The 19,898-nt window shown below is 36.1% G+C and carries 24 protein-coding genes; 18 read left to right on the top strand and 6 right to left on the bottom strand.

Features of this window, described 5'->3' with window-relative positions; genetic code table 11:
• Window positions 1-156 precede the first annotated feature (156 nt).
• Window positions 157-666: a hypothetical protein gene (locus HND50_03900; GenBank protein ID NOG44345.1), complete on the top strand. Its 510-nt coding sequence runs from the start codon at window positions 157-159 to the stop codon at window positions 664-666.
• A gap of 291 nt (window positions 667-957) precedes the next feature.
• The gene (locus tag HND50_03895) at window positions 958-1,578 is read left to right on the top strand and encodes a superoxide dismutase (GenBank protein NOG44344.1); all 621 of its coding nucleotides are present in this window, start codon (window positions 958-960) and stop codon (window positions 1,576-1,578) included.
• A gap of 43 nt (window positions 1,579-1,621) precedes the next feature.
• On the opposite strand, the gene HND50_03890 is transcribed toward HND50_03895, so the two are convergent.
• The 3 genes from HND50_03890 to HND50_03880 are packed head-to-tail and all read right to left on the bottom strand — an operon-like array spanning window position 1,622 to window position 3,786.
• On the bottom strand, window positions 1,622-1,942 hold the full coding sequence (locus tag HND50_03890) for a DUF59 domain-containing protein (GenBank protein ID NOG44343.1): 321 nt from the start codon (window positions 1,940-1,942) through the stop codon (window positions 1,622-1,624).
• Window positions 1,943-1,944: 2 nt separating this feature from the next.
• Window positions 1,945-3,228, bottom strand: coding sequence for a hypothetical protein (locus HND50_03885; GenBank protein ID NOG44342.1), 1,284 nt, complete (start codon window positions 3,226-3,228; stop codon window positions 1,945-1,947).
• A 12-nt stretch (window positions 3,229-3,240) separates the two neighbouring features.
• Window positions 3,241-3,786, bottom strand: a complete 546-nt coding sequence (locus HND50_03880; protein ID NOG44341.1) for a DUF2249 domain-containing protein — start codon at window positions 3,784-3,786, stop codon at window positions 3,241-3,243.
• 169 nt (window positions 3,787-3,955) lie between these two features.
• Here HND50_03880 and cobC point away from each other — a divergent pair, with 169 nt between their 5' ends.
• The 6 genes from cobC (at window position 3,956) to HND50_03850 (ending at window position 8,845) form a co-directional block, all read left to right on the top strand.
• Complete coding sequence (cobC, locus tag HND50_03875) at window positions 3,956-4,519, top strand: alpha-ribazole phosphatase (protein NOG44340.1); 564 nt, start codon at window positions 3,956-3,958, stop codon at window positions 4,517-4,519.
• 91 nt (window positions 4,520-4,610) lie between these two features.
• Complete coding sequence (locus HND50_03870; protein NOG44339.1) at window positions 4,611-4,865, top strand: DUF983 domain-containing protein; 255 nt, start codon at window positions 4,611-4,613, stop codon at window positions 4,863-4,865.
• Window positions 4,866-4,887: 22 nt separating this feature from the next.
• Complete coding sequence (locus tag HND50_03865; GenBank protein ID NOG44338.1) at window positions 4,888-5,589, top strand: hypothetical protein; 702 nt, start codon at window positions 4,888-4,890, stop codon at window positions 5,587-5,589.
• Between the two features lie 70 nt (window positions 5,590-5,659).
• The gene (locus HND50_03860; protein NOG44337.1) at window positions 5,660-6,499 is read left to right on the top strand and encodes a hypothetical protein; all 840 of its coding nucleotides are present in this window, start codon (window positions 5,660-5,662) and stop codon (window positions 6,497-6,499) included.
• A gap of 38 nt (window positions 6,500-6,537) precedes the next feature.
• On the top strand, window positions 6,538-7,284 hold the full coding sequence (locus HND50_03855; protein ID NOG44336.1) for an ABC transporter ATP-binding protein: 747 nt from the start codon (window positions 6,538-6,540) through the stop codon (window positions 7,282-7,284).
• 115 nt (window positions 7,285-7,399) lie between these two features.
• On the top strand, window positions 7,400-8,845 hold the full coding sequence (locus tag HND50_03850; protein NOG44335.1) for an ABC transporter permease subunit: 1,446 nt from the start codon (window positions 7,400-7,402) through the stop codon (window positions 8,843-8,845).
• Between the two features lie 106 nt (window positions 8,846-8,951).
• Here the strand turns inward: HND50_03850 and HND50_03845 are convergent, their stop codons facing one another.
• The 3 genes from HND50_03845 to HND50_03835 form a co-directional block, all read right to left on the bottom strand.
• On the bottom strand, window positions 8,952-9,236 hold the full coding sequence (locus HND50_03845) for a type II toxin-antitoxin system RelE/ParE family toxin (GenBank protein NOG44334.1): 285 nt from the start codon (window positions 9,234-9,236) through the stop codon (window positions 8,952-8,954).
• A complete protein-coding gene (locus HND50_03840; GenBank protein NOG44333.1) occupies window positions 9,233-9,460 on the bottom strand; it encodes an addiction module protein in 228 nt (75 codons plus the stop codon). The genes HND50_03845 and HND50_03840 overlap by 4 nt, the downstream gene beginning before the upstream one ends.
• A gap of 89 nt (window positions 9,461-9,549) precedes the next feature.
• Window positions 9,550-9,933 carry a DUF302 domain-containing protein gene (locus HND50_03835; GenBank protein ID NOG44332.1) on the bottom strand — a complete coding sequence of 128 codons (384 nt, stop codon included), beginning with the start codon at window positions 9,931-9,933 and terminating at the stop codon, window positions 9,550-9,552.
• Window positions 9,934-10,119: 186 nt separating this feature from the next.
• On the opposite strand from HND50_03835, the gene accC reads away from it, so the two are divergent.
• From accC to HND50_03785, 10 genes are all read left to right on the top strand, one after another.
• Window positions 10,120-11,616 carry an acetyl-CoA carboxylase biotin carboxylase subunit gene (accC, locus tag HND50_03830; GenBank protein NOG44331.1) on the top strand — a complete coding sequence of 499 codons (1,497 nt, stop codon included), beginning with the start codon at window positions 10,120-10,122 and terminating at the stop codon, window positions 11,614-11,616.
• 50 nt (window positions 11,617-11,666) lie between these two features.
• Window positions 11,667-12,179, top strand: coding sequence for a biotin/lipoyl-binding protein (locus HND50_03825; GenBank protein ID NOG44330.1), 513 nt, complete (start codon window positions 11,667-11,669; stop codon window positions 12,177-12,179).
• Between the two features lie 241 nt (window positions 12,180-12,420).
• On the top strand, window positions 12,421-12,822 hold the full coding sequence (locus tag HND50_03820; GenBank protein NOG44329.1) for a GxxExxY protein: 402 nt from the start codon (window positions 12,421-12,423) through the stop codon (window positions 12,820-12,822).
• 57 nt (window positions 12,823-12,879) lie between these two features.
• Window positions 12,880-14,361, top strand: a complete 1,482-nt coding sequence (locus HND50_03815; protein ID NOG44328.1) for a hypothetical protein — start codon at window positions 12,880-12,882, stop codon at window positions 14,359-14,361.
• A 62-nt stretch (window positions 14,362-14,423) separates the two neighbouring features.
• Window positions 14,424-16,559, top strand: coding sequence for a methylmalonyl-CoA mutase (gene scpA / locus HND50_03810; protein ID NOG44327.1), 2,136 nt, complete (start codon window positions 14,424-14,426; stop codon window positions 16,557-16,559).
• A gap of 91 nt (window positions 16,560-16,650) precedes the next feature.
• Window positions 16,651-16,878 (top strand): addiction module protein, encoded by a 228-nt coding sequence (locus HND50_03805; GenBank protein NOG44326.1) that lies wholly within the window; start codon window positions 16,651-16,653, stop codon window positions 16,876-16,878.
• A complete protein-coding gene (locus tag HND50_03800) occupies window positions 16,875-17,147 on the top strand; it encodes a type II toxin-antitoxin system RelE/ParE family toxin (protein ID NOG44325.1) in 273 nt (90 codons plus the stop codon). Before HND50_03805 ends, HND50_03800 begins: the two co-directional genes overlap by 4 nt.
• Entirely contained in the window at window positions 17,144-18,160 is a 1,017-nt protein-coding gene (gene meaB, locus HND50_03795; protein ID NOG44324.1) for a methylmalonyl Co-A mutase-associated GTPase MeaB, read from the top strand. The genes HND50_03800 and meaB overlap by 4 nt, the downstream gene beginning before the upstream one ends.
• Window positions 18,157-19,149, top strand: a complete 993-nt coding sequence (locus HND50_03790; GenBank protein ID NOG44323.1) for a hydroxyacid dehydrogenase — start codon at window positions 18,157-18,159, stop codon at window positions 19,147-19,149. The genes meaB and HND50_03790 overlap by 4 nt, the downstream gene beginning before the upstream one ends.
• A gap of 37 nt (window positions 19,150-19,186) precedes the next feature.
• Window positions 19,187-19,741, top strand: a complete 555-nt coding sequence (locus tag HND50_03785) for a DUF192 domain-containing protein (protein NOG44322.1) — start codon at window positions 19,187-19,189, stop codon at window positions 19,739-19,741.
• The last annotated feature ends 157 nt before the right edge of the window (window positions 19,742-19,898 follow it).

Raw genomic sequence — 19,898 nt, 5'->3', positions numbered from 1 at the left:
AACCTGCCACGAGTAAGTCATTCTATCATATAAGAAAAATTTTGAAAATGTGCTAAATTATTAAAGAGCCTGATATAATGGGCATAAACTACTTTTGATTAATTTTGGCATATTGATTGCTTTAAACTGGTTAACCAATAATAGCGATCTAATAAAATGAATAAAAATAATATAATTTATCATAAAAATATAACACTGGAGCAAGCTCTTTCCGGTGGTAATTTTTTTATCTATTTGGATAATGGAAAGAAAGTAAAGGTTAATATTCATCCGGGAGTGAACAACGGCCAAATAATCAGGTTAAAAGATTTTGGAGATTTGAGCGACACGGAGATTAAAAGTGATATCTTTATTGAGTTAAAAGTTTTAGATCATCCTTTGTATAAAATTCAAGGTGTGGATTTACATGCACCTTTAGTGGTAACTCCGGCTGAAGCTCAAATTGGATGTTCAAAAACAATGCCTGGTCCGGATGGTAAAAAATTGACAGTTGCAGTTCCTGCCGGCTCAAAACATGGTAATAAAGTTATAGTGGAAAATGCAGGAATCAGCGGTAAAGATGAAACCGGAAACATACATTTTGAAATATTGATAGAAGATATTGCCTCATTTAAAACTATATATCAATCCTTTATTTCACCCAATGAAAACAACACGTTAAATTGAAGGGAAAAAATGATTAATTCTTTTAATTTTGGAAATAGTGGAAAAACAAGTAGCTACCTTTTACTGTCCGGAATTCTTTTAATTCTTTTTGGGATAACAATAATCGTTACTCCGGAAATTTTAGTTTTTATGATTGCAACTCCTATTATTTTTATAGGAATTTTTCTTATTGCCAAATGGTTTAAATCTCACAGAAATAGAAACAATCAAACTTGGGTTGAAATTTAAATAATACCCGAAATTATATATTTTTAATATAACCATAAATATTCAATTTATAGGAGACATATAATGTCCTTTTCATTACCTGATTTACCTTATGCACATAGCGCATTAGATCCACACATAGATACACGTACGATGGAAATCCATCATGGAAAACATCACCAGGGATATGTAAATAATTTAAATGGCGCAATTGAAGGCCAGGGGTTAGACAATAAATCCCTTGAAGATTTGATTGGTGCCATTGGCGGTTTACCGGCAGGAGTCCAAAATGCAGTTCGTAACAATGGTGGCGGACACTGGAACCATTCTTTTTTCTGGAGTGTTATGGGCGCCAATGGTGGCGGAACACCTGGTGGTGATTTGGCTGCTGCGATAAACACTACTTTTGGCTCATTTGATGAATTTAAAACGGCCTTTGTAAAAGCAGGTGCAACACGTTTTGGTTCTGGATGGGCCTGGCTGATTGTTAATAATGCCGGAAACCTTGAAGTATGTTCAACGCCAAATCAGGATAACCCGTTAATGGATGTTGCCGATGTTAAAGGCAGACCAATTCTTGGTGTAGATGTTTGGGAGCATGCCTATTATCTTAATTATCAAAACAGGCGCCCTGATTATTTGAATGCCTTTTTTAATGTGGTAAACTGGGATGTTGTTGCAGAGAATTTTAAGGATTTAAAGTAAATATTTGAATGAAAAGGCCCCGATTTTTCGGGGCTTTTTTTATCTACATTCCTAACTTCATTTTGCCAGCTTCACTAATCATTTCTTGCGACCAGGGTGGATCAAAAACGATTTCAACCCTTGCGGTAAATTCCGGAAACTTGCTGTATATTGAATGCTTCACATTATTTACAATGGCATCACCAAGTGGGCAAGTCGGGGTTGATAGTGTCATAATTATGTCTACTTTTTTGTCTCCATCATAAACTATTGAATACAGTAAGCCAAGGTCTACAATGTTCAACTCAACTTCAGGATCCATAACAGTGTAAAGAATTTCTTCAATTTCTGACTCTATCTTTTTTATTTCTTCTTTTGATTTCATTATTATAAGCCTTCGGTTTTTGTTTTATGAAAAATAATTTTAAAAACATTAATATTGTAGAGTACAGCGGTTATAAGAAATAAGTAACTTCCTAAATTTATAAGAATATAATGATTAAATAATAATCCCGCTACAAGTGTAATAATTGATGAAAAATAAGTATATAAATGTAGCCACCCAATTTTCTCAGAATATAGGTCTTTGGGCATTGGGGTTTTATATTTCCCAACATATTGTTTGTATTTTTCCAACCAGATTATGAATGGCAGGGTTTTATAAGTTTGTCCAAGAATGAGTGGTGAAATCAATCCAAAGATTATTGTGAAACCATAAAGAGTAGTAACCCGCAGCAAAAAATCGTGCTCAAAGTTAAGATCTACTAATATAATTAAACCTACTGTTATCGGAGTTAATAAAAGTGAAATTGCAGCTACAGTATATTTCATCCCCACATCTAATTCTTTTCTTAACCTCTTTTTATACGACTCCATGATATACGAAAAATAGAAAAATATCCCGCTTGAAATTATGAACCAGTATAAATAAGGCAGATATTTTGAATTTAGAAAAAGCCAATCCAGAGCCAGGGAAGCAAGGCCAATATTTACGAGGAAAAAAGATATATCTAATTTCTTTTTATTTAAATTATGAGAAATTAAAAACATTGGGATTAGTGTTGACGAGACGCCAATAATTAAAAGAATAAACCAGCCAACTAGCCCTAAGTGTGCGTGAATTTTTAAATAGTGCAAATGAACTTGAGCAAGAAATGGATATTTAAAATTAATCGAAATCAGCAACCCAAATAAGACAGTTAGAAATAGCCAATAAATTGATGTTGAGATAAATCTGGATTGAATGTTTTTTTTACTGTTTTTCTTTGAGAGTAAAATATTTAGAATAAACATGGAAAAAGAGCAAAACATCAAAGAAGAGGCCAGAATTAATAAACTGTCATAGTTATCTGTCCAGAATGAGTATACTAACAACGCTGTACTTAATGAGAATATCACAGTTGTGGTTTTGGCTAATTTTTCACTGAAGAGAGCAGTTTCAAAAACAACAGGGATTAATTGGTACAAAGCTCCAAAAATAATCATTGTTCCCCAACCCAGAACAGCTAAATGGGTTATTGCCAAAATCCGGCCATTGTAATAAGGCCCCAACAGATCCGTTTCTGCCAGAATGGTTAAAACTGACAATGCGAAAAATGACAATGCACCAATCATAAATGGGGGAATAACTACACCACTGGATGGGGCATTATCTGTTTGTAAATTATTCAAAAAAAAATCCTGCTATTTGGCTTTAAAAATTAATAATTGTAAATGGTGTTCAGAGAGTTCATTAAACATTATATCGTAGTTTCTGTTTTTTAGTTCTGGCAATAAAAACTGTGGCATTTTTTTGTGCTCAACAAACAAAGCATGGTCATCATCCAAAGTTTCAATTTCTTTGAGAATTGCAACCATTGGTTCCGGCATTTCAAGATGACGAACATCTATTGTGTGTTTTTTCTCTCCGAAGAATTCAACTTTTTGTTGAAAACTTATCTCATCTGTTTCTTCAACCTCTGGCAGCTTTTCACTCGTTTTATTATCCTGTTCTTTTTTAAAAAAGGTATGTATCACGCCATCTTCCGGTCTTTCAGTCCATGATTTATAACCTCGGGCTTTCATTTTATTAATTAGCGGAATGGGTTCAAACGTGTTAATTATTTGTAAAGTATCTTCCTCGGCCAGGTTTGCCACTGCTTTCATAATTTCATTAAATGGATCATTCCCGGATTGGAGTATTGGCCGGACGTCTAAAACTATTAAATGTTGATTTGGATTGTTTTGCATACAAAGAGCCTCGATCTTTTTAATTTTATGATTGATAAAACAATTTAAATACACCAATTCTGTCGTTCAAACTATTTTAGCGTTATTTTACACGTTTTATGAATTTAAAAACAATTTCCATTTTTAAGCTGCTTTTGTACATTAGCCCATCACAAATTACTTAAGATTTATGAACATCTACCTTATCAGACATACTACCCCGGATATAGAATTAATTTATTGTTATGGTCAAACCGATCTTGATGTAAAAGACAGTTTTGATGATGAGGTTAGCAGGATTAAATCAGTTTTACCAAAGCTTGACAATTTTAAAATCTTCTCCAGCCCTTTAAAAAGATGTGCTAAACTGGCGAAAGCTCTGGATGTGGGCAAGGTTATTTTTGATGACCGTTTAAAAGAGTTCAATTTTGGTGAATGGGAAATGAAACCGTGGGATGATATTGAAAAAGAATCTTTGAATTTCTGGATTGAAGATTTTGTGAACAGGCAAGCTCCTGGAGGAGAATCATACAGGCAAATGAGCGACAGAATAATGGACTTTTTTGGAGAGCTAAAAAATAGTGATTCAGAAAATATTATTTTGGTAAGTCATGGAGGGACAATTAGGGCAATTTTGGCAAATATTCTGGAGATGCCGCTCAAAAATTTATTTAACATAAATATTGATTTTGCAGGAGTAGTAAAACTGTCGGAAAAAAATGGAAAAATAAAAGTCATGTTTATAAACAGGTAGGGAAATAAAAAAGTCAATGAGTTTAAATGCAATGGTTTTTCAAAAGTGTCCAAAGTGTGAAGATGGGAAAATGTTTAAAGGTGTTTTCCAAATGAATCAAACTTGTTCTTACTGTGGATTTAAGTTTGAACGGGAAGAGGGGTATTTTACATCTGCTATAATAATTGCAAACTTTTTATATGCTTTTATTGTTGCGCCAATAATGCTAATAATGACCGCATTGGAAATACCTTTTTGGAAAATTGGATTATTGTTGGGTAGCGTTAGTCTGGTAATGGTGCCTTTTATTTTCCGATTTGCCAGGACCATTTGGTTGCATTTTGATTTTTCAATTAACCCTGAATGATTTTAAAAATTTTGGAGGTATTATGTTAAAGTCCTTCTTTTTATTTACAGCAATAATTTTATTGATATTCTCCTGTAAATCAGAACGCCAGCAGCGAATTGAAGAAGCCGCTGAGGAAATGGAAGAAGCAGCCGAACAAATCGCTGAAGCTGCAGAACAAATGGCTGAAGAAATGGAAGAATCCATTGAAGAAAATGCAGAGAATATGGCTGAGGCCATGGAGAAATTTGGAGAGGCGATGGCCGGTAATTCAAAAGTTAAAGCAATAAATTATCGCGAACTTAAAACCAGTTTACCAAAGGAAGCTGCCGGACTTCCAAAACAAAAATCCAGCGGTGAAAGTAATGCGGCAATGGGGATAAATATCTCTGAAGTAGAGGGCTTATATTTTAATGAAGATGAAGATCCAGAAATAAAAATCAAAATTATTGATATGGGAAATATGTCCGGATTTATGAAATTGGGATCAATCGGTTGGGCCATATCAGAATTTGATAGGGAATCGGGTTCCGGGTTTGAACGTACATCAAAAATTGATGGTCATAAAGCCTTTGAAGAGTACGATTCCGATCTGCAGCGTGGACAAATTCAGATTATAGTCGCGAAGAGATTTTTGGTTGAAATTCGTGGCCGTGATATAAGATTTAAAGCAATTAAAGAAACAGCATCTGATTTTGACTTTAGTGAACTACTTGATTTGGCTGAGGATGCAGTTATTAATTAAGAAAAATATTTTACAAAATTTGTTATTTAATTTAGATCAAAGATTGCTTCTCTGGTAAAGTGGAGGTTTTATGGATTGGCAGGTTATCCGAAATGTGGATTTAGAAAAGCTTAAACAAGTTCGCTTGCAATTACACCAGGCTTCTCAATTGTTAGCGGCCACGGGTGTTTCTTTTGTTCAAAATAAGGCAGATGATAGCCATACAAATATGCAATGGCTGGATGATCTTAAAGCATTTGAAAGCTCTGCATTCGGTAGCCATATGCAATTGCGTCTTGCCATAAACTTTGAACAGCTTAAACTTATCTTAATGGATGAAGACCACGATTTTTCTGAGTTTAACCTGCATGGAAAAACAAATGAGCAAGCTATCTCCTGGTATAATAATGCATTAAAGTCCAGCAATTTTGATCCTTCAAAACTGACATTAAAGCTGCATTACGAAATTCCAAAAACAGACCAGGCAAATGGAGCACCTTATGATCTATTTGATCCGGAATTGTTTAAGGAGCACTCAAATCATTTTTCTAATGCCAATTTAGTTTTACAGAAAATTGCATCTCAATATAAAGGCGCATCAAATGTCCGGTGTTGGCCACATCATTTTGATTTGGGAATGTTAATTGTAATCGAAGAGAATACAGATCCTGAGAAAATGAAATCCATTGGAGTGGGATATTCACCGGGTGATGATAATTATGACGAACCTTATTATTATGTTTCACCCTGGCCATATCCTCATTATAGCAAATTGAAAAATGAAGAACTGCCAGGAAACGGGAAATGGCACATCACCGGATTTGTTTCTGCAATTTTAACTGCAAGTGATTTTCAAAATGAGAAAAATCAGCAACAAGCTGTTATGGATTTTTTGGAGAAAACAATCAAGATTTCTAAATCAATGATTTAACATATCTACCTGGAACTTACCAGGATTGCTATTTGCTTATGATAAAACTTCAAAATATTACTTTTTCTTACAAGCAAGAATCCATTCTAAAAAATTTTAACTTATCTATCTCTTCCGGCAAAACAACAGTTTTAATTGGCCCAAGCGGCTGTGGCAAATCAACAATTCTGCGTCTTATAAATCGACTGATCCTTCCTTCCTCCGGCGAAATTTTCATTAAAAAAGACAAAGTAGACAATTCGACTATCCAGTCCTTAAGATTGAAAATGGGGTACGTTATCCAGGAAGGTGGCCTTTTTCCAAATCTTTCAGCAGCTCAAAATGTGTGTTTAATGGCCACACGACTGAAATGGGAAAAGAAAAAAATAAAAGAGAGGCTGGAAGAGCTAGCAGACCTTACACATTTTTCCAAAGATAATTATAATCGTTTCCCGGGACAGCTTTCCGGAGGACAACGCCAGCGTGTAAGTTTGATGCGAGCACTTATGCTTAACCCAGACATACTTTTGCTCGATGAACCGTTTGGAGCGCTCGATCCAATCATCCGTTCAGGATTGCATGACAGTATGCTTGAAATTTTTAGAAGTCTTAAGAAAACAGTTTTAATGGTTTCGCATGATTTACATGAAGCTGCATATCTTGGAGATGATATTGTTTTAATGAACAATGGGCAGGCTATCCAATCCGGTACAATTGAAGATTTGTTAAAAAATCCTGTTAATACATTTGTATCAGAATTCATTCGTGCCCAGCGTAGCCATTTACCGGAGTTGGGTGATGAGTAAATTGGCCATTATTGTTATTCCCGAATACGTTTATCGCAAATCTCAAACTAGGAGATTTAGATTCCAGCTTAGAACAAACGGGAAAGACAGCTTTTCGATTCCTCTATTTACAATTATGTTATTATTTTTGATAGTATCATTTTCCTTTGGCCAAACTTCCATAAAAATCGGTTCTAAAAAATTTACAGAGTCGGTAATTTTGGGAGATATTGCCAACCACATCGCCAAATCAAATGATCTTTCTGCAGAGCATAAAGCTGAGTTGGGTGGAACGAGGGTGTTATGGGGTGCTTTGCTAAAAGGCGAAATTGATATTTACCCGGAATACAGCGGGACCATGAGCCAGGAAATATTTTCAAACAAAAAATTTGCCGATTTGTCTGAAATGAAAAACCACATGGATAGCCTTGGTATTAAAATGGTTGGCCCATTGGGATTTAATAATACTTATGCTTTGGGTTTACTTAAAAAGACAGCAGAAAAATTTCAATTGCGCAAAATCTCAGACTTGAGCAAATACACCCAGTTGAGTTTTGGATTTACTAATGAATTTATGGATCGTGGAGATGGCTGGCCTGCATTGCAAACTGCATACAATCTGCCACACAAAAATGTAAAAGGATTGGATCATGATTTGGCTTACAGGGCATTGGCCGCAGGCACATTGGATGTAATGGACTTGTATTCGACAGATGCCGAAATCAAATATTATGATCTGTCTATTCTGGAAGATGATTATAACCACTTTCCGGAGTATCAGGCCTATTTTTTGATTAGGAAAGAGTTAGTTGATAGCGTGCCGCTCTTTGTGAAAGGTTTGCAAAAATTAGTTGGCAAAATTGATGAAGCCAAAATGGCTAATATGAATGCCCGCGTTAAAAATGACAAAATTCCATCGTCCCGGGTAGCTGCAGATTTTCTCAACAAAGAACTCAAATTAAATACTGAGGTTGTTGAAGAAAACCTGTGGGATAGGTTGAAAAAAACTACAACTGAACATCTGATTCTTGTAATGATTTCACTTACTCTGGCCATACTTATTTCAATTCCTTTGGGGATAATTGCATCTAAAATTGAGAAGGGCAGCTCTATAATTTTAGGTATCGCCGGGATTATCCAAACTATTCCATCGCTTGCCATCCTTGTTTTTATGATTCCTCTTTTGGGCATTGGCGCTAAACCGGCAATGATGGCTCTGTTTCTGTATAGCCTGCTTCCAATAATCCGTAACACTTACAGCGGCATTAAAGATATTCCAACTCATATTTCGGAATCAGCAATTGCGTTGGGTTTAAATAGAACAGATCGTCTGCGTTTTGTAGAATTGCCTCTTGCGGCTCGTTCAATTTTAGCAGGTATAAAAACGGCAGCTGTTATAAATATCGGGACGGCCACACTTGGCGCACTTATTGGTGCCGGTGGCTATGGACAGCCAATTTTAACCGGTATCCGTCTTGATGACACAGCTTTAATTTTAGAAGGGGCTATTCCTGCTGCGTTGTTAGCATTGCTTGTACAAGGAGCCTTTGACTTGCTTGAGAAGTTGTTAATTCGGCATTAAGTTTCGTGGAATTTGATATTGATGATTAATCAAGCTGGATTTAAACTTTAATACCTTGTTTTGATAAGATTTTTAGAAAAGGTCTAACAGTTCATTTCTTTTAGAATTATTTTAACCAGTATCCTGGTTTCCGTTTTGTATGAGCAATTGCTATAATCCGGATATGGTCTGGCTCGATTGTATAAATAATAGCATATGGAAACTTTTTTAGAAGAATCCTTCGAAACGGTGGGTGGATAATTCTATAGAGGAGGGGAGAACTTGATATGCGTAAAACTGCGTTTTCAATACTTTGACGATACCGTTTTCCTAAGCCTTCTTTACTATCCTCATAATACCTGACAGCTTCGAGAAATTCTGATTGCGCTTCAGGGTCAAAAATGGCTTTCATTTATGTAAAAGGTTTGCCTTATGAAATACACTTTTAGCTTCAACTCCAGGCCTGTTACCTTTTTTGTAATCTTCGTAACGCCGTTCTGCTTCTTCGACCCAGGCTTCATCAACTTCAGATTGTTTGTTTTCTGAAAGAGAACCCAGCAAACGGTCAGCTAAAAAAGCCCGCTCCTGGTTTGTTAGACCTTCAATCTCTTTTTCAATTTTTTTTAACAAATCCAATTTGATCCTCCTCTTTTGGCAAATCAAATTTATGTACAACTAGCTAATTATCAAAATCACAATTTCGTTTATCAAATTTTGTAACATGTTTACAAACTATCAATCACACTTTTTAGTTTCTCCTGAACCTGACCGGCAACATCTCCAAGAGCTTCATTTTGTACAGCCTGCATAGAGGCCATTGGATCTACTGCAGAGACTTCAACACCATTTTCCTGCTGGATCACAACTATGTTGCAGGGCAGCATCACACCAATTTTATCTTCATTTTTTAGTGCTTCATAAGCAAAAGGAGGATTACAGGCCCCAAGAATTCTATAAGGTTTAAAATCAACATCCAGTTTTTTCTTCAATGTTGCCGATACATCAATTTCTGTTAAAACGCCAAAACCTTCTTTTTGTAAAGCATCGGTTACTTTACTAATTGCATCTTCAAAACTCTCATTTATAATCTTTGAAAAATAATAACTCATTTAATCTCTCCGTATATTTTTAGTTTTGGAATTTTGATGATTTTTTCCGGTAAAGGTAACAGAAGAAAAAAAATCAATTATTATTGTTTGTGCAGGTTTACTTTTTTAGCCAAATATTTTTAAGATTTTGTATATTCTCAAAATAATTTTGTAAGTAGATTACTATTGTACATGATGGAAAAGCCAATGTTTAAAAAAATTTTAATTGCCAATCGTGGGGAAATTGCTTTACGTGTTATTCGCACATGTAATGAAATGGGTATAAAATCTGTGGCAGTTTATTCGGATGTTGACAGAAAAAGTCCGTTTGTTTATAGTGCATATGAAGCTTATGCCCTTGGCGGAAAAACATCTCAGGAAAGTTATTTACAATGGCAGAAAATTTTGGATATTGCTAAAAACTGTGGAGCAGAAGCAATTCATCCCGGATATGGTTTTATGTCAGAAAATGCTGAGTTTGCAGAGGCTGTTGAAAAAGCCGGAATGGTTTTTATCGGCCCTAAAGCAGAATCAATCCGCACCATGGGTAATAAAACAGCAGCCCGAACTTTGATGATTGCCAACAAAGTCCCCACAGTTCCCGGAACAGAAGATGCAATAACTGATTCCAGTGAAGCACAAAAAGTTGCCCGTAAGATTGGCTATCCTGTTTTGGTAAAAGCTGCTGCGGGTGGTGGTGGAAAAGGAATGCGCCTTGTAGAAAAAGATGAGGATTTTATCGAGGCAGTTGAAGGGGCAGCCAGGGAAGCCAAAGCGGCGTTCAACGATGATGCCGTTTATATCGAGAAATTTGTTGAAGAACCGCGCCATATTGAATTTCAGATTTTAGCAGACAAACATGGCAACGTAGTTCATCTTGGTGAAAGGGAATGCTCCATTCAACGCCGTCATCAAAAAGTGATTGAGGAGGCTCCATCTTCACTGCTGGATGATGATTTGCGAAAAAAAATGGGGGAAGCCGCGATTAATACGGCCAAGGCATGTAATTATCAAAACGCCGGCACGATTGAATTTCTGGTGGATAAAAATAGGAACTTCTATTTCCTGGAAATGAACACACGTTTGCAGGTAGAGCATCCGGTTACAGAAATGGTAAATGGCCTCGATTTGGTTGAAGAACAAATTCATATCGCGGCAGGCGAAAAATTAAGAATTAAACAAAGTAGTTTAAAGTTTTGGGGACACGCCTTTGAATGCCGTTTATATGCAGAAGATCCGGATAATAACTGGGCACCTTCACCTGGTGTGATTGAATTTCTAAATCCGGCAGATGGACCCGGAATCCGTGAAGACAGCGGTGTAACCATGGGCAGCGAAATATCACTTTATTACGATCCAATGATCTCAAAGCTTTGTGCATGGGGCCAAGACCGCAAACAAGCCATGGAGCGTATGAAACGGGCTTTGCGTGAATACCAGATCGGTGGGATTAAAACTTCTATTCCTTTTTTGATCAGAGTATTTGAACATCCAAAATTTCAATCTGGAGATTTTACAACAAAATTCATTGAGGAATATACAGACTCACTATTTAGTGAACCACAGGAGTTCTCTGAGATTGCAGCGCTGGCGGCAATTTTAGGGCAAATGGAAGAAAAGAAAAAAGTAACACTTAACACACCCAACTCGGGAAGTTCGAAAAAATCAAATTGGAAAACAGTTCACCGCCGTAATGCACTTTAGTCTCGATTAGATGTAGCCAAGGCTGTAAACTTTGATAAAAGTGAGAGAAAATGAAAATATTTGCTAACACAAAAAACAATGAATTCCACTACGAATGGGTTGATGAAAATGGCGAAAATTATCTTGCTAAAGATGGAAAACGACTTGATGTTGAACTTGTCCCATTAGGTGAAGGACGATTCTCTTTAATAAAAGACAATATGGCTTTTATGGTAAATATTAGCAATAATGAAGATGGGTACCATGTGCGTGTTGTTGGTGATTTATTTCATGTTACCGTTGAGGATGAACGAACACGGCAGGTTAAAGAACTTGTAAAAGCTGCCTCAGGAAGTAAGGGCGAAAAAACAATTAAAGCACCAATTCCCGGTTTGGTTGTGAAAATTCAATCTGCTGTTGGTGAAGTTGTAAAAGAAGGCGAAGGTTTGCTTATCCTTGAGGCGATGAAAATGGAAAATATTATTAAAGCACCATTTGATTGCGAAATTGTTGAAGTTTCAGTTAGTGAGGCGGATACAGTTACACAAAACCAAGCTTTAATAAAAATAAAAGGCGTGGAGTAATTCTATACGCATTACTCATTTAATTAGTATTAATGCCACAAATTCTCAGATTAAAAGAATATGTTATTTGCTGAAATTTGTGAATCAGTCGCTAAATACAATCATTTTTTCAAAAGATGTAAAAAACAAAAATCTAATTAATTCAACTTTTGCCGTAAATTCACAGATTAAAAGAATTTATTTTTATTGCTCTAATCTGTGAATCAGTGGCTATAAATTAAAATATTCTTTGTTAATTAATATGTTGAAACCATGGCAAAAAGATCAAGAAGGTAATTTTATTTATAAAAGTGAAAGCTATAGAATAATTGGCTTATGCATGGAAGTACATAAAAATCTTGGAAAAGGCTTTTTAGAAATAGTTTATAAAGATGCACTTGAATATGAGTTTAATAAAGCTGGAATTCCATTTGAGCGAGAAAAAGAATATTTAGTAAATTACAAAGACGTTGTCCTTCCTCATGCATTTTTTGCGGATTTTGTCATTTATGGAAAAATTATTTTGGAGGTAAAGGGAATTAAAAGTTTAAAAGATGAACATCTTGCACAAACGTTAAATTATTTGAAAGTTTCTCATTGCCGACTCGGCTTGCTTGTTAACTTTGGAGAACTGTCTTTAGGTTATAAAAGAGTGGTATTATAGTATATCTTAAAAAGAGAAAATTTTAATTGGTGAATTATTGGTAAAAGAGAGATAAAATTGAAACAAGATAAATTTAACATAACCAAAGATTTTGAATTCCCCTCTGAAAATGATTGGCAGGCTGCAGCTGAAAAGTTGCTTAAAGGAAAGGATTTAAAAGAAACCCTTTTTACTTCAACAGAAGAAAATATTTTAGTAAAACCTATTTACACTTCTGAAGACCGGCCGGATTTGAACCTCGGGATTACAGATCGTGAAAATAATTGCCGCGTAGCACAAAAATTATTTGCTGCAAATGACACATTCAACAGCTCTGCCATTAATGCCTTATCAAAAGGGCAAACTGCTTTAAATATTGACCTTGATCTTGTTTCCCAGTTTGGTAGTAAAGCGGCACATATTCCGGAAATAATGGGCAATGTCCATCTCACAGAATATAAAGCAATGGACAAGCTGTTTGAGGGCATTGATTTAAATAAGGTGCCTCTACTTTTTGATGCCTTAAATAGCGGAAATAAAATATTTGACTGGTTGAAGAAATATGCTGTAGAAAATGATATTGACAATGCTAAAATTTCATCTGCCCTTGGAGTAGATCCGATTTCTGGAGCATTAAAATATGGTGGTTTTGATAAACCAATGGAAACCATTTTAGATACTATTCTGCCGGTCTTTAATCAAATCAATGACTTTCCAAATATTGATGTTTTTACAATCCAGGCAAATATTATTCATAATGCCGGTGGGCATAAACTAAATGAATTAAGCTATTTCCTTGCTGTCGCGGTTACTTATATAAATTACCTGGCTAATTTGGGAATCCGGCCTGAAAAGGTTATTCCAAAGATTCGAGTTAAAATATCTGTTGGAAATGATCAGTTTTTGGAAATCGCAAAACTACGGGCTTTGCGTATTTTGTGGAAAAATGTTTGTGATGCATATAATGTCGATTCTGAAGAAAACAAGTTGATGATTGACGTTGAAACCAGTTGGCGTTTTTTGAGCAAATTAGATCCGTGGACAAATATGTTAAGGGCCACAAGCGCTGCTTTTTCTGCAATTATTGGTGGCTGTGATTCACTTGATGTTTTGCCTTTTGATTTAGCTGTTGGAAAACCTGATGAGTTCTCCATGCGTCAGGCCCGCAATATTCAAATTGTTTTAGCTGAAGAAAGTAATATAGATAAAGTAATTGACCCTGCCTCTGGTTCAGGATACCTGGATAAAATGACAATTGATCTGGCGGAGAAAAGTTGGCAGGTTTTTCAGGAAATTGAAGCAGCCGGTGGAATCGTTGAACTGATCCGCAATGGCACGTTTCAGGATGATGTAATAAAAAATGCAGAAAAACAAGTATTTGCATTTGAGAAAGGCGAGCGCAAAGCAATTGGAACAAATATTTATCCAAATCCGGAAGAAGTGAAGATAGAAAAACCTGAGAAAAAAATATCATTTGATAATTTTTCCGGGAATGTTGCAGAAAAAATAAAACCGCTAATTCAATCCCGTGTTTTAGAAAAATTAGAACGAAATTCATAATATCGAATTATATTTCTATTTCTGAGATAAAATAAACAGTCAATATTGGTAAGAAAGTACAAATGAAACCTGATTTTACAAAAATTGCATTTAACACTTTTAAAGAAAAAGAATTTAATGCTTTAGATAATGAAAAGACCTGGCAAACCAATGAGCAAATTCCGGTAAAACAAATTTTTACTCGAGCAAATTCGGCGGATTTAAACCATAAAAAATACAGCGCCGGAATCCCTCCATTTTTGCGTGGCCCTTATGCATCCATGTACATTATGCGTCCATGGACAATTCGTCAATATGCAGGATTTTCTACAGCTGAAGAGAGTAATGCTTTTTATAAAAGAAACCTTGCAGCCGGGCAAAAGGGATTATCTGTCGCTTTCGATTTGGCAACTCACCGCGGTTATGATTCTGATCATCCCAGGGTTGTGGGTGATGTGGGCAAAGCCGGTGTTGCAATTGATTCTATTCTTGATATGAAGATTCTGTTTGATCAGATTCCTTTGGACAAAATTTCTGTTTCAATGACTATGAATGGTGCTGTAATCCCAATAATGGCATTTTATATTGTTACTGCGGAAGAGCAGGGTGTTCCAATCGAAAAACTCTCAGGGACGATCCAGAATGATATCTTAAAAGAGTATATGGTTCGCAATACTTATATTTATCCTCCGGCTTCATCGATGCGAATTATTGGTGATATATTTAAATACACATCCAAAAATATGCCTGCGTTTAACAGCATTAGTATCTCCGGTTACCACATGCAGGAGGCAGGGGCAACAGCAGATTTAGAAATGGCCTACACACTTGCAGATGGGTTGGAATATGTTCGCACAGGAATCGAATCTGGACTGGATATAGATACATTTGCTCCACGCCTTTCTTTTTTCTGGGCCGTGGGTATGAACTATTTTATGGAGATTGCCAAAATGCGGGCTGCCCGACTTATATGGGCCAAATTAATTAAACAGTTCAATCCAAAAAATCCAAAATCCATGGCTCTGAGAACACATTCTCAAACAAGTGGCTGGAGTTTAACAGAGCAGGATCCCTATAATAATGTTACCCGTACTTGTCTCGAAGCTATGGCTGCCGCTATGGGACATACACAATCGTTGCACACAAATTCTTTGGATGAGGCGATAGCATTGCCGACAGATTTCTCAGCCAGAATTGCGCGTAACACGCAACTTTTTTTGCAGGAAGAAACGGATATTTGCAATGTTATAGATCCCTGGGGAGGATCGCATTATGTGGAATATTTGACGGATGCGCTTATCACAAAAGCCTGGCAGCATATTAAAGAAGTTGAGGAATTGGGTGGAATGGCCAAAGCAATCGAAACAGGATTGCCTAAGTTACGCATAGAAGAAGCGGCTGCACGCAGGCAAGCGAAAATCGATTCAGGAAAAGAATCCATTATTGGAGTTAATAAATACCGCCTGGAAAAAGAAGAAAAGATGGATATTCTTGAAGTAGATAATGATGCAGTACGTGAATCACAATTGAAAAGGCTGAAACAATTGCGGGAGAACCGTGATGAACAGAAGGTTCAATCTTCTTTGAAAGCCTTAACAAACTGCGCTGAAAAAGGCGATGGTAATTTGTTGGAATTAGCGGTGATTGCTGCGCGTGAAAGAGCAAGCCTGGGAGAAATATCCGATGCGATGGAAAAAGTTTTTGGGAGACATAAAGCAGTGACAAAATCAATTTCTGGTGTTTATAGTTCCAGTTTTGGGGACGATGCTAAAATTAAAGAAGTAATTCAATTGGCAAAAAAATTCGAGGAACAAGAAGGCCGTCGTCCACGAATTATGGTTGCCAAAATGGGGCAGGATGGCCATGACCGCGGTGCAAAGGTAATTGCCACAGCTTTTGCAGATCTTGGTTTTGATGTTGATATCGGTCCGCTCTTTCAAACACCAGAGGAAACTGCGCGCCAGGCAACAGAAAACGATGTTCATATAATCGGGATGAGTTCGTTGGCGGCCGGGCATAAAACACTTCTTCCGCAATTGGTGAAAGAATTACAAAATCTTGGGCGGGATGATATTCTGGTAACAATAGGCGGTGTTATTCCAAAACAGGATTATGATTATTTATATAAACACGGCGCAACAGCCATTTTTGGCCCGGGCACAGTTATTCCGGACGCCGCAAAATTGTTGCTTGAAAAGCTAACCAAACCAGACAATTAATAAAGATCGGTTCGTTGATGGTTTGTAAGATTTGCATTCCCATTTATTACTCACTATCATATAATTAATTATAAAATAAAAGTGGGTCAAAATGAATACAAAAGAGCTTATTAAAGAAATAGATCAACTTAAAGTTGATGAAAAAATTACCTTAGTTGAAAAAATATGGGATTCTATTGCAAAACAAAACAATGTACTCCCAATGCATGATTGGCAGAAAGCCGAGTTAGATAAAAGATATGAGCTCTTTCGCCAAGGCGAACTAAAAACCTATGACTGGCAAACAGTTCACAATAATTTAAGAACAGCTGGTAAATGAAAATTCAATATACGGAAAGAGCAGCTTCTGATATTAAAATTGCATTTGACTGGTATGAGCAGCAAAAAATAGATCTTGGTATAATTTTTTTAAATAGCATTGAAGATTCACTTCATAAAATTCAGGACTATCCGGAAGTCTATCCTAAACCACATAAAAACTTTCATAGATGCATTTTAAGCAGATTTCCTTTCTCCTCCATTGAAGATAATCTGATAATAATACATTCAATATTTAATAATAGACAAAATCCAGAAAACAAACCTTGAATAATCCTTTGAATAAAACATCAAATACTTTTATCACAAGACAATATTTTCAACAAATTATTAATAAAGATCGAGTCGCTTTGGCCCGTGCTATAACGCTTATTGAAAGCAACTCTTCATCGCATTTTGATCAGGCGCAAAATCTACTCAAGCAAATACTTCCCCATTCCGGAAAATCGATCCGAATAGGAATTACAGGTGTTCCCGGTGCCGGAAAAAGTACTCTTATAGAAGCTCTTGGTTTGTTCCTGATTGAGCAAGGCCATCGTGTAGCGGTGTTAGCAATTGATCCCAGCAGTAGCAGAAGCGGTGGCAGTATTCTGGGAGATAAAACCCGTATGGAAAAGCTTGCCCAAAGCAAAGATGCTTTTATTCGCCCATCACCATCCGGAGGAAATTTGGGTGGTGTTGCTAGCAAAACCCGTGAAACAATACTGCTTTGTGAAGCTGCAGGATTTGATATTATTTTAGTTGAAACTATGGGTGTTGGCCAGGGAGAGATTGAAGTACGTTCTATGGTCGATTTTTTTCTTCTTGTACAAATTGCAGGAGCGGGTGATGAGCTGCAGGGAATTAAAAAAGGCATTATGGAGATGGCAGACGCAATCGTTATAAACAAAGCCGATGGTGATAATAAGAAAGCAGCACTGGCCGCAAAAAGAGAATTACGTTTAGCAGTTCACTATTTGTCAACATCGGTTCCTGATTGGGAAGTTCCTGTATTAACTTGTTCTGCACTTTCCGGAGAAGGTATTTCCGAGATTTGGGTTACAGCTGAATCGTTTATACAGAAAATGAAATCAGATCGGCTGTTTATTGAAAATAGAAAGAACCAGAATAAAGCCTGGATGCACAATTTAATAAAAGAGCAAATCCACCAAAAAATTTTTGAAAATGAAAATGTGAAAATGAATCTTTCAAAACTGGAAGATATGATCACTAAAAATGAAATAACCCCTTCTAATGCTGCAAATGAAATAATAAAATTATTACCAAAAATAGAATTTAAATGAAAACAATCTATTTTTATGAAGCTTTTGAAGAAGAAGAAGTTTCATTGAAAAAATTCTTACCCAAAAATGTTGAAGCAGGATTTACCTGGAAAACAATTCAGGAAGCAGGGCATGAGTTACCTCCTGCAAAAATAATCAGCACACGTACACAAAGTATTTATCCGGAATCCTGGGCAGATAAATTGGATGCCATAATATCACGTAGTACAGGTTATGATCATCTTTTGGAGTACCGGGAAAAAACAAATTCTCAAATCCGAATGGGGCATTTGCCGCTTTACTGTAATCGTGCTGTAGCTGAACATGCTTTGATGTCAATCCTTGTGTTGCTTAGAAAACTATCTGAACAAACTAGGCAATTTAGAAAATTTGAACGCGATGGTTTAACCGGATATGAGCTACAGGAGAAAACACTCGTTGTATACGGGGTTGGTAATATAGGTTATGAAATGGTTAAAATTGGCCGTGGTTTAGATATGACTGTTTTTGGGGTTGATATAGTGAAACGGCATAAAGATGTAAAATATATTTCCCCTGAAAAAGGTGCACAAATAGCGGATATTATTGTATGCGCAATGAACCTGACAAAAGACAATGTAGACTATTTTAATGAAAAGTTTTTCCAGAAGGTAAAAAAAAATCTTGTTTTTATAAATGTTTCCCGTGGTGAAATTTCACCTTCTTCAATCTTACTAAATCAATTGGAAAACCAGAAAATTGCGGGTGTTGCTCTGGATGTTTTTGATCATGAGAAAAAGCTGGCTGTTTCCCTTCGTCAAGCTCAGGGTGCGGGAAAAGCTCCCCTTCGACAAGCTCTGAGTGCGGATGAAGAAGTGATAGCTGTTCAAAAAATGATGAATATGGACAATGTTTTGTTAACACCACATAATGCCTTTAATACAAGAGAATCCGTTGAGCGGAAATCACAACAAACAATAGAGCAATTGATATTCTTTTTAGAAAACAATAAATTTATCTGGCAGGTCTAAAAAAATAGTCTAAGATGACAAAACTCAAATAAAAACCATGAAAATAGTAGACCCCAAAAAAGCTGCAAAGAAATCACGACGCATGTCTATGCTGGATATGATCATTATATTTTCCGTGGTAATTGGCATGTCCATGTTTTACAAACTAAGCGTAAACCGCACATTATCCATTCAGAAAGATGTCCAGGAAAACAATCCACAAAAAACAAAATTAAAGCAAGGCCGCGTTGTTTTTTATGATTCTTCTAATAAAAAAAAATTAGAAGTTTTAGTTGAAATCGCTGAAAATGAATATCAGCAAAGTAAAGGCTTTATGTTTCGTGAAGACATCCCGGAAAACCAGGGAATGTTGTTTACTTATGAAGATGAACTTCAACGTTTTTTCTGGATGAAAGAAACACCTGTTTCTTTGGATATAATTTTTATTGACGCCACATATAAAATTGTGAAAATTCACAAAGATACAGTCCCCCATTCCGAAAATCTATATCCTTCAGGCATTCCGGCCCAGTTTGTGGTAGAGGTCCGTGCAGGTTTTACGGATCGTTATCAAATTGATGTTGGAGATAATATATCATGGGAAAGGTTATAAGCTTCAATAAATCGTTATAAAAAATCCAATTGACATAAATAAAAAAAAAGAAAACTTGTGGTAATTCAGGCCGAAAATAAGGTGATTGAATTAAATATTTTTGTACGCCCTTTTTTGGATAGTTTTCCAATATGGAAATTGAGTTGAAAATAAAAAG

It is taken from the genome of Calditrichota bacterium, from assembly GCA_013112635.1.
In the GTDB taxonomy this organism is placed as follows: Bacteria; Calditrichota; Calditrichia; order Calditrichales; family J004; genus JABFGF01.
This window is presented reverse-complemented; position numbering and strand designations above follow the sequence as displayed.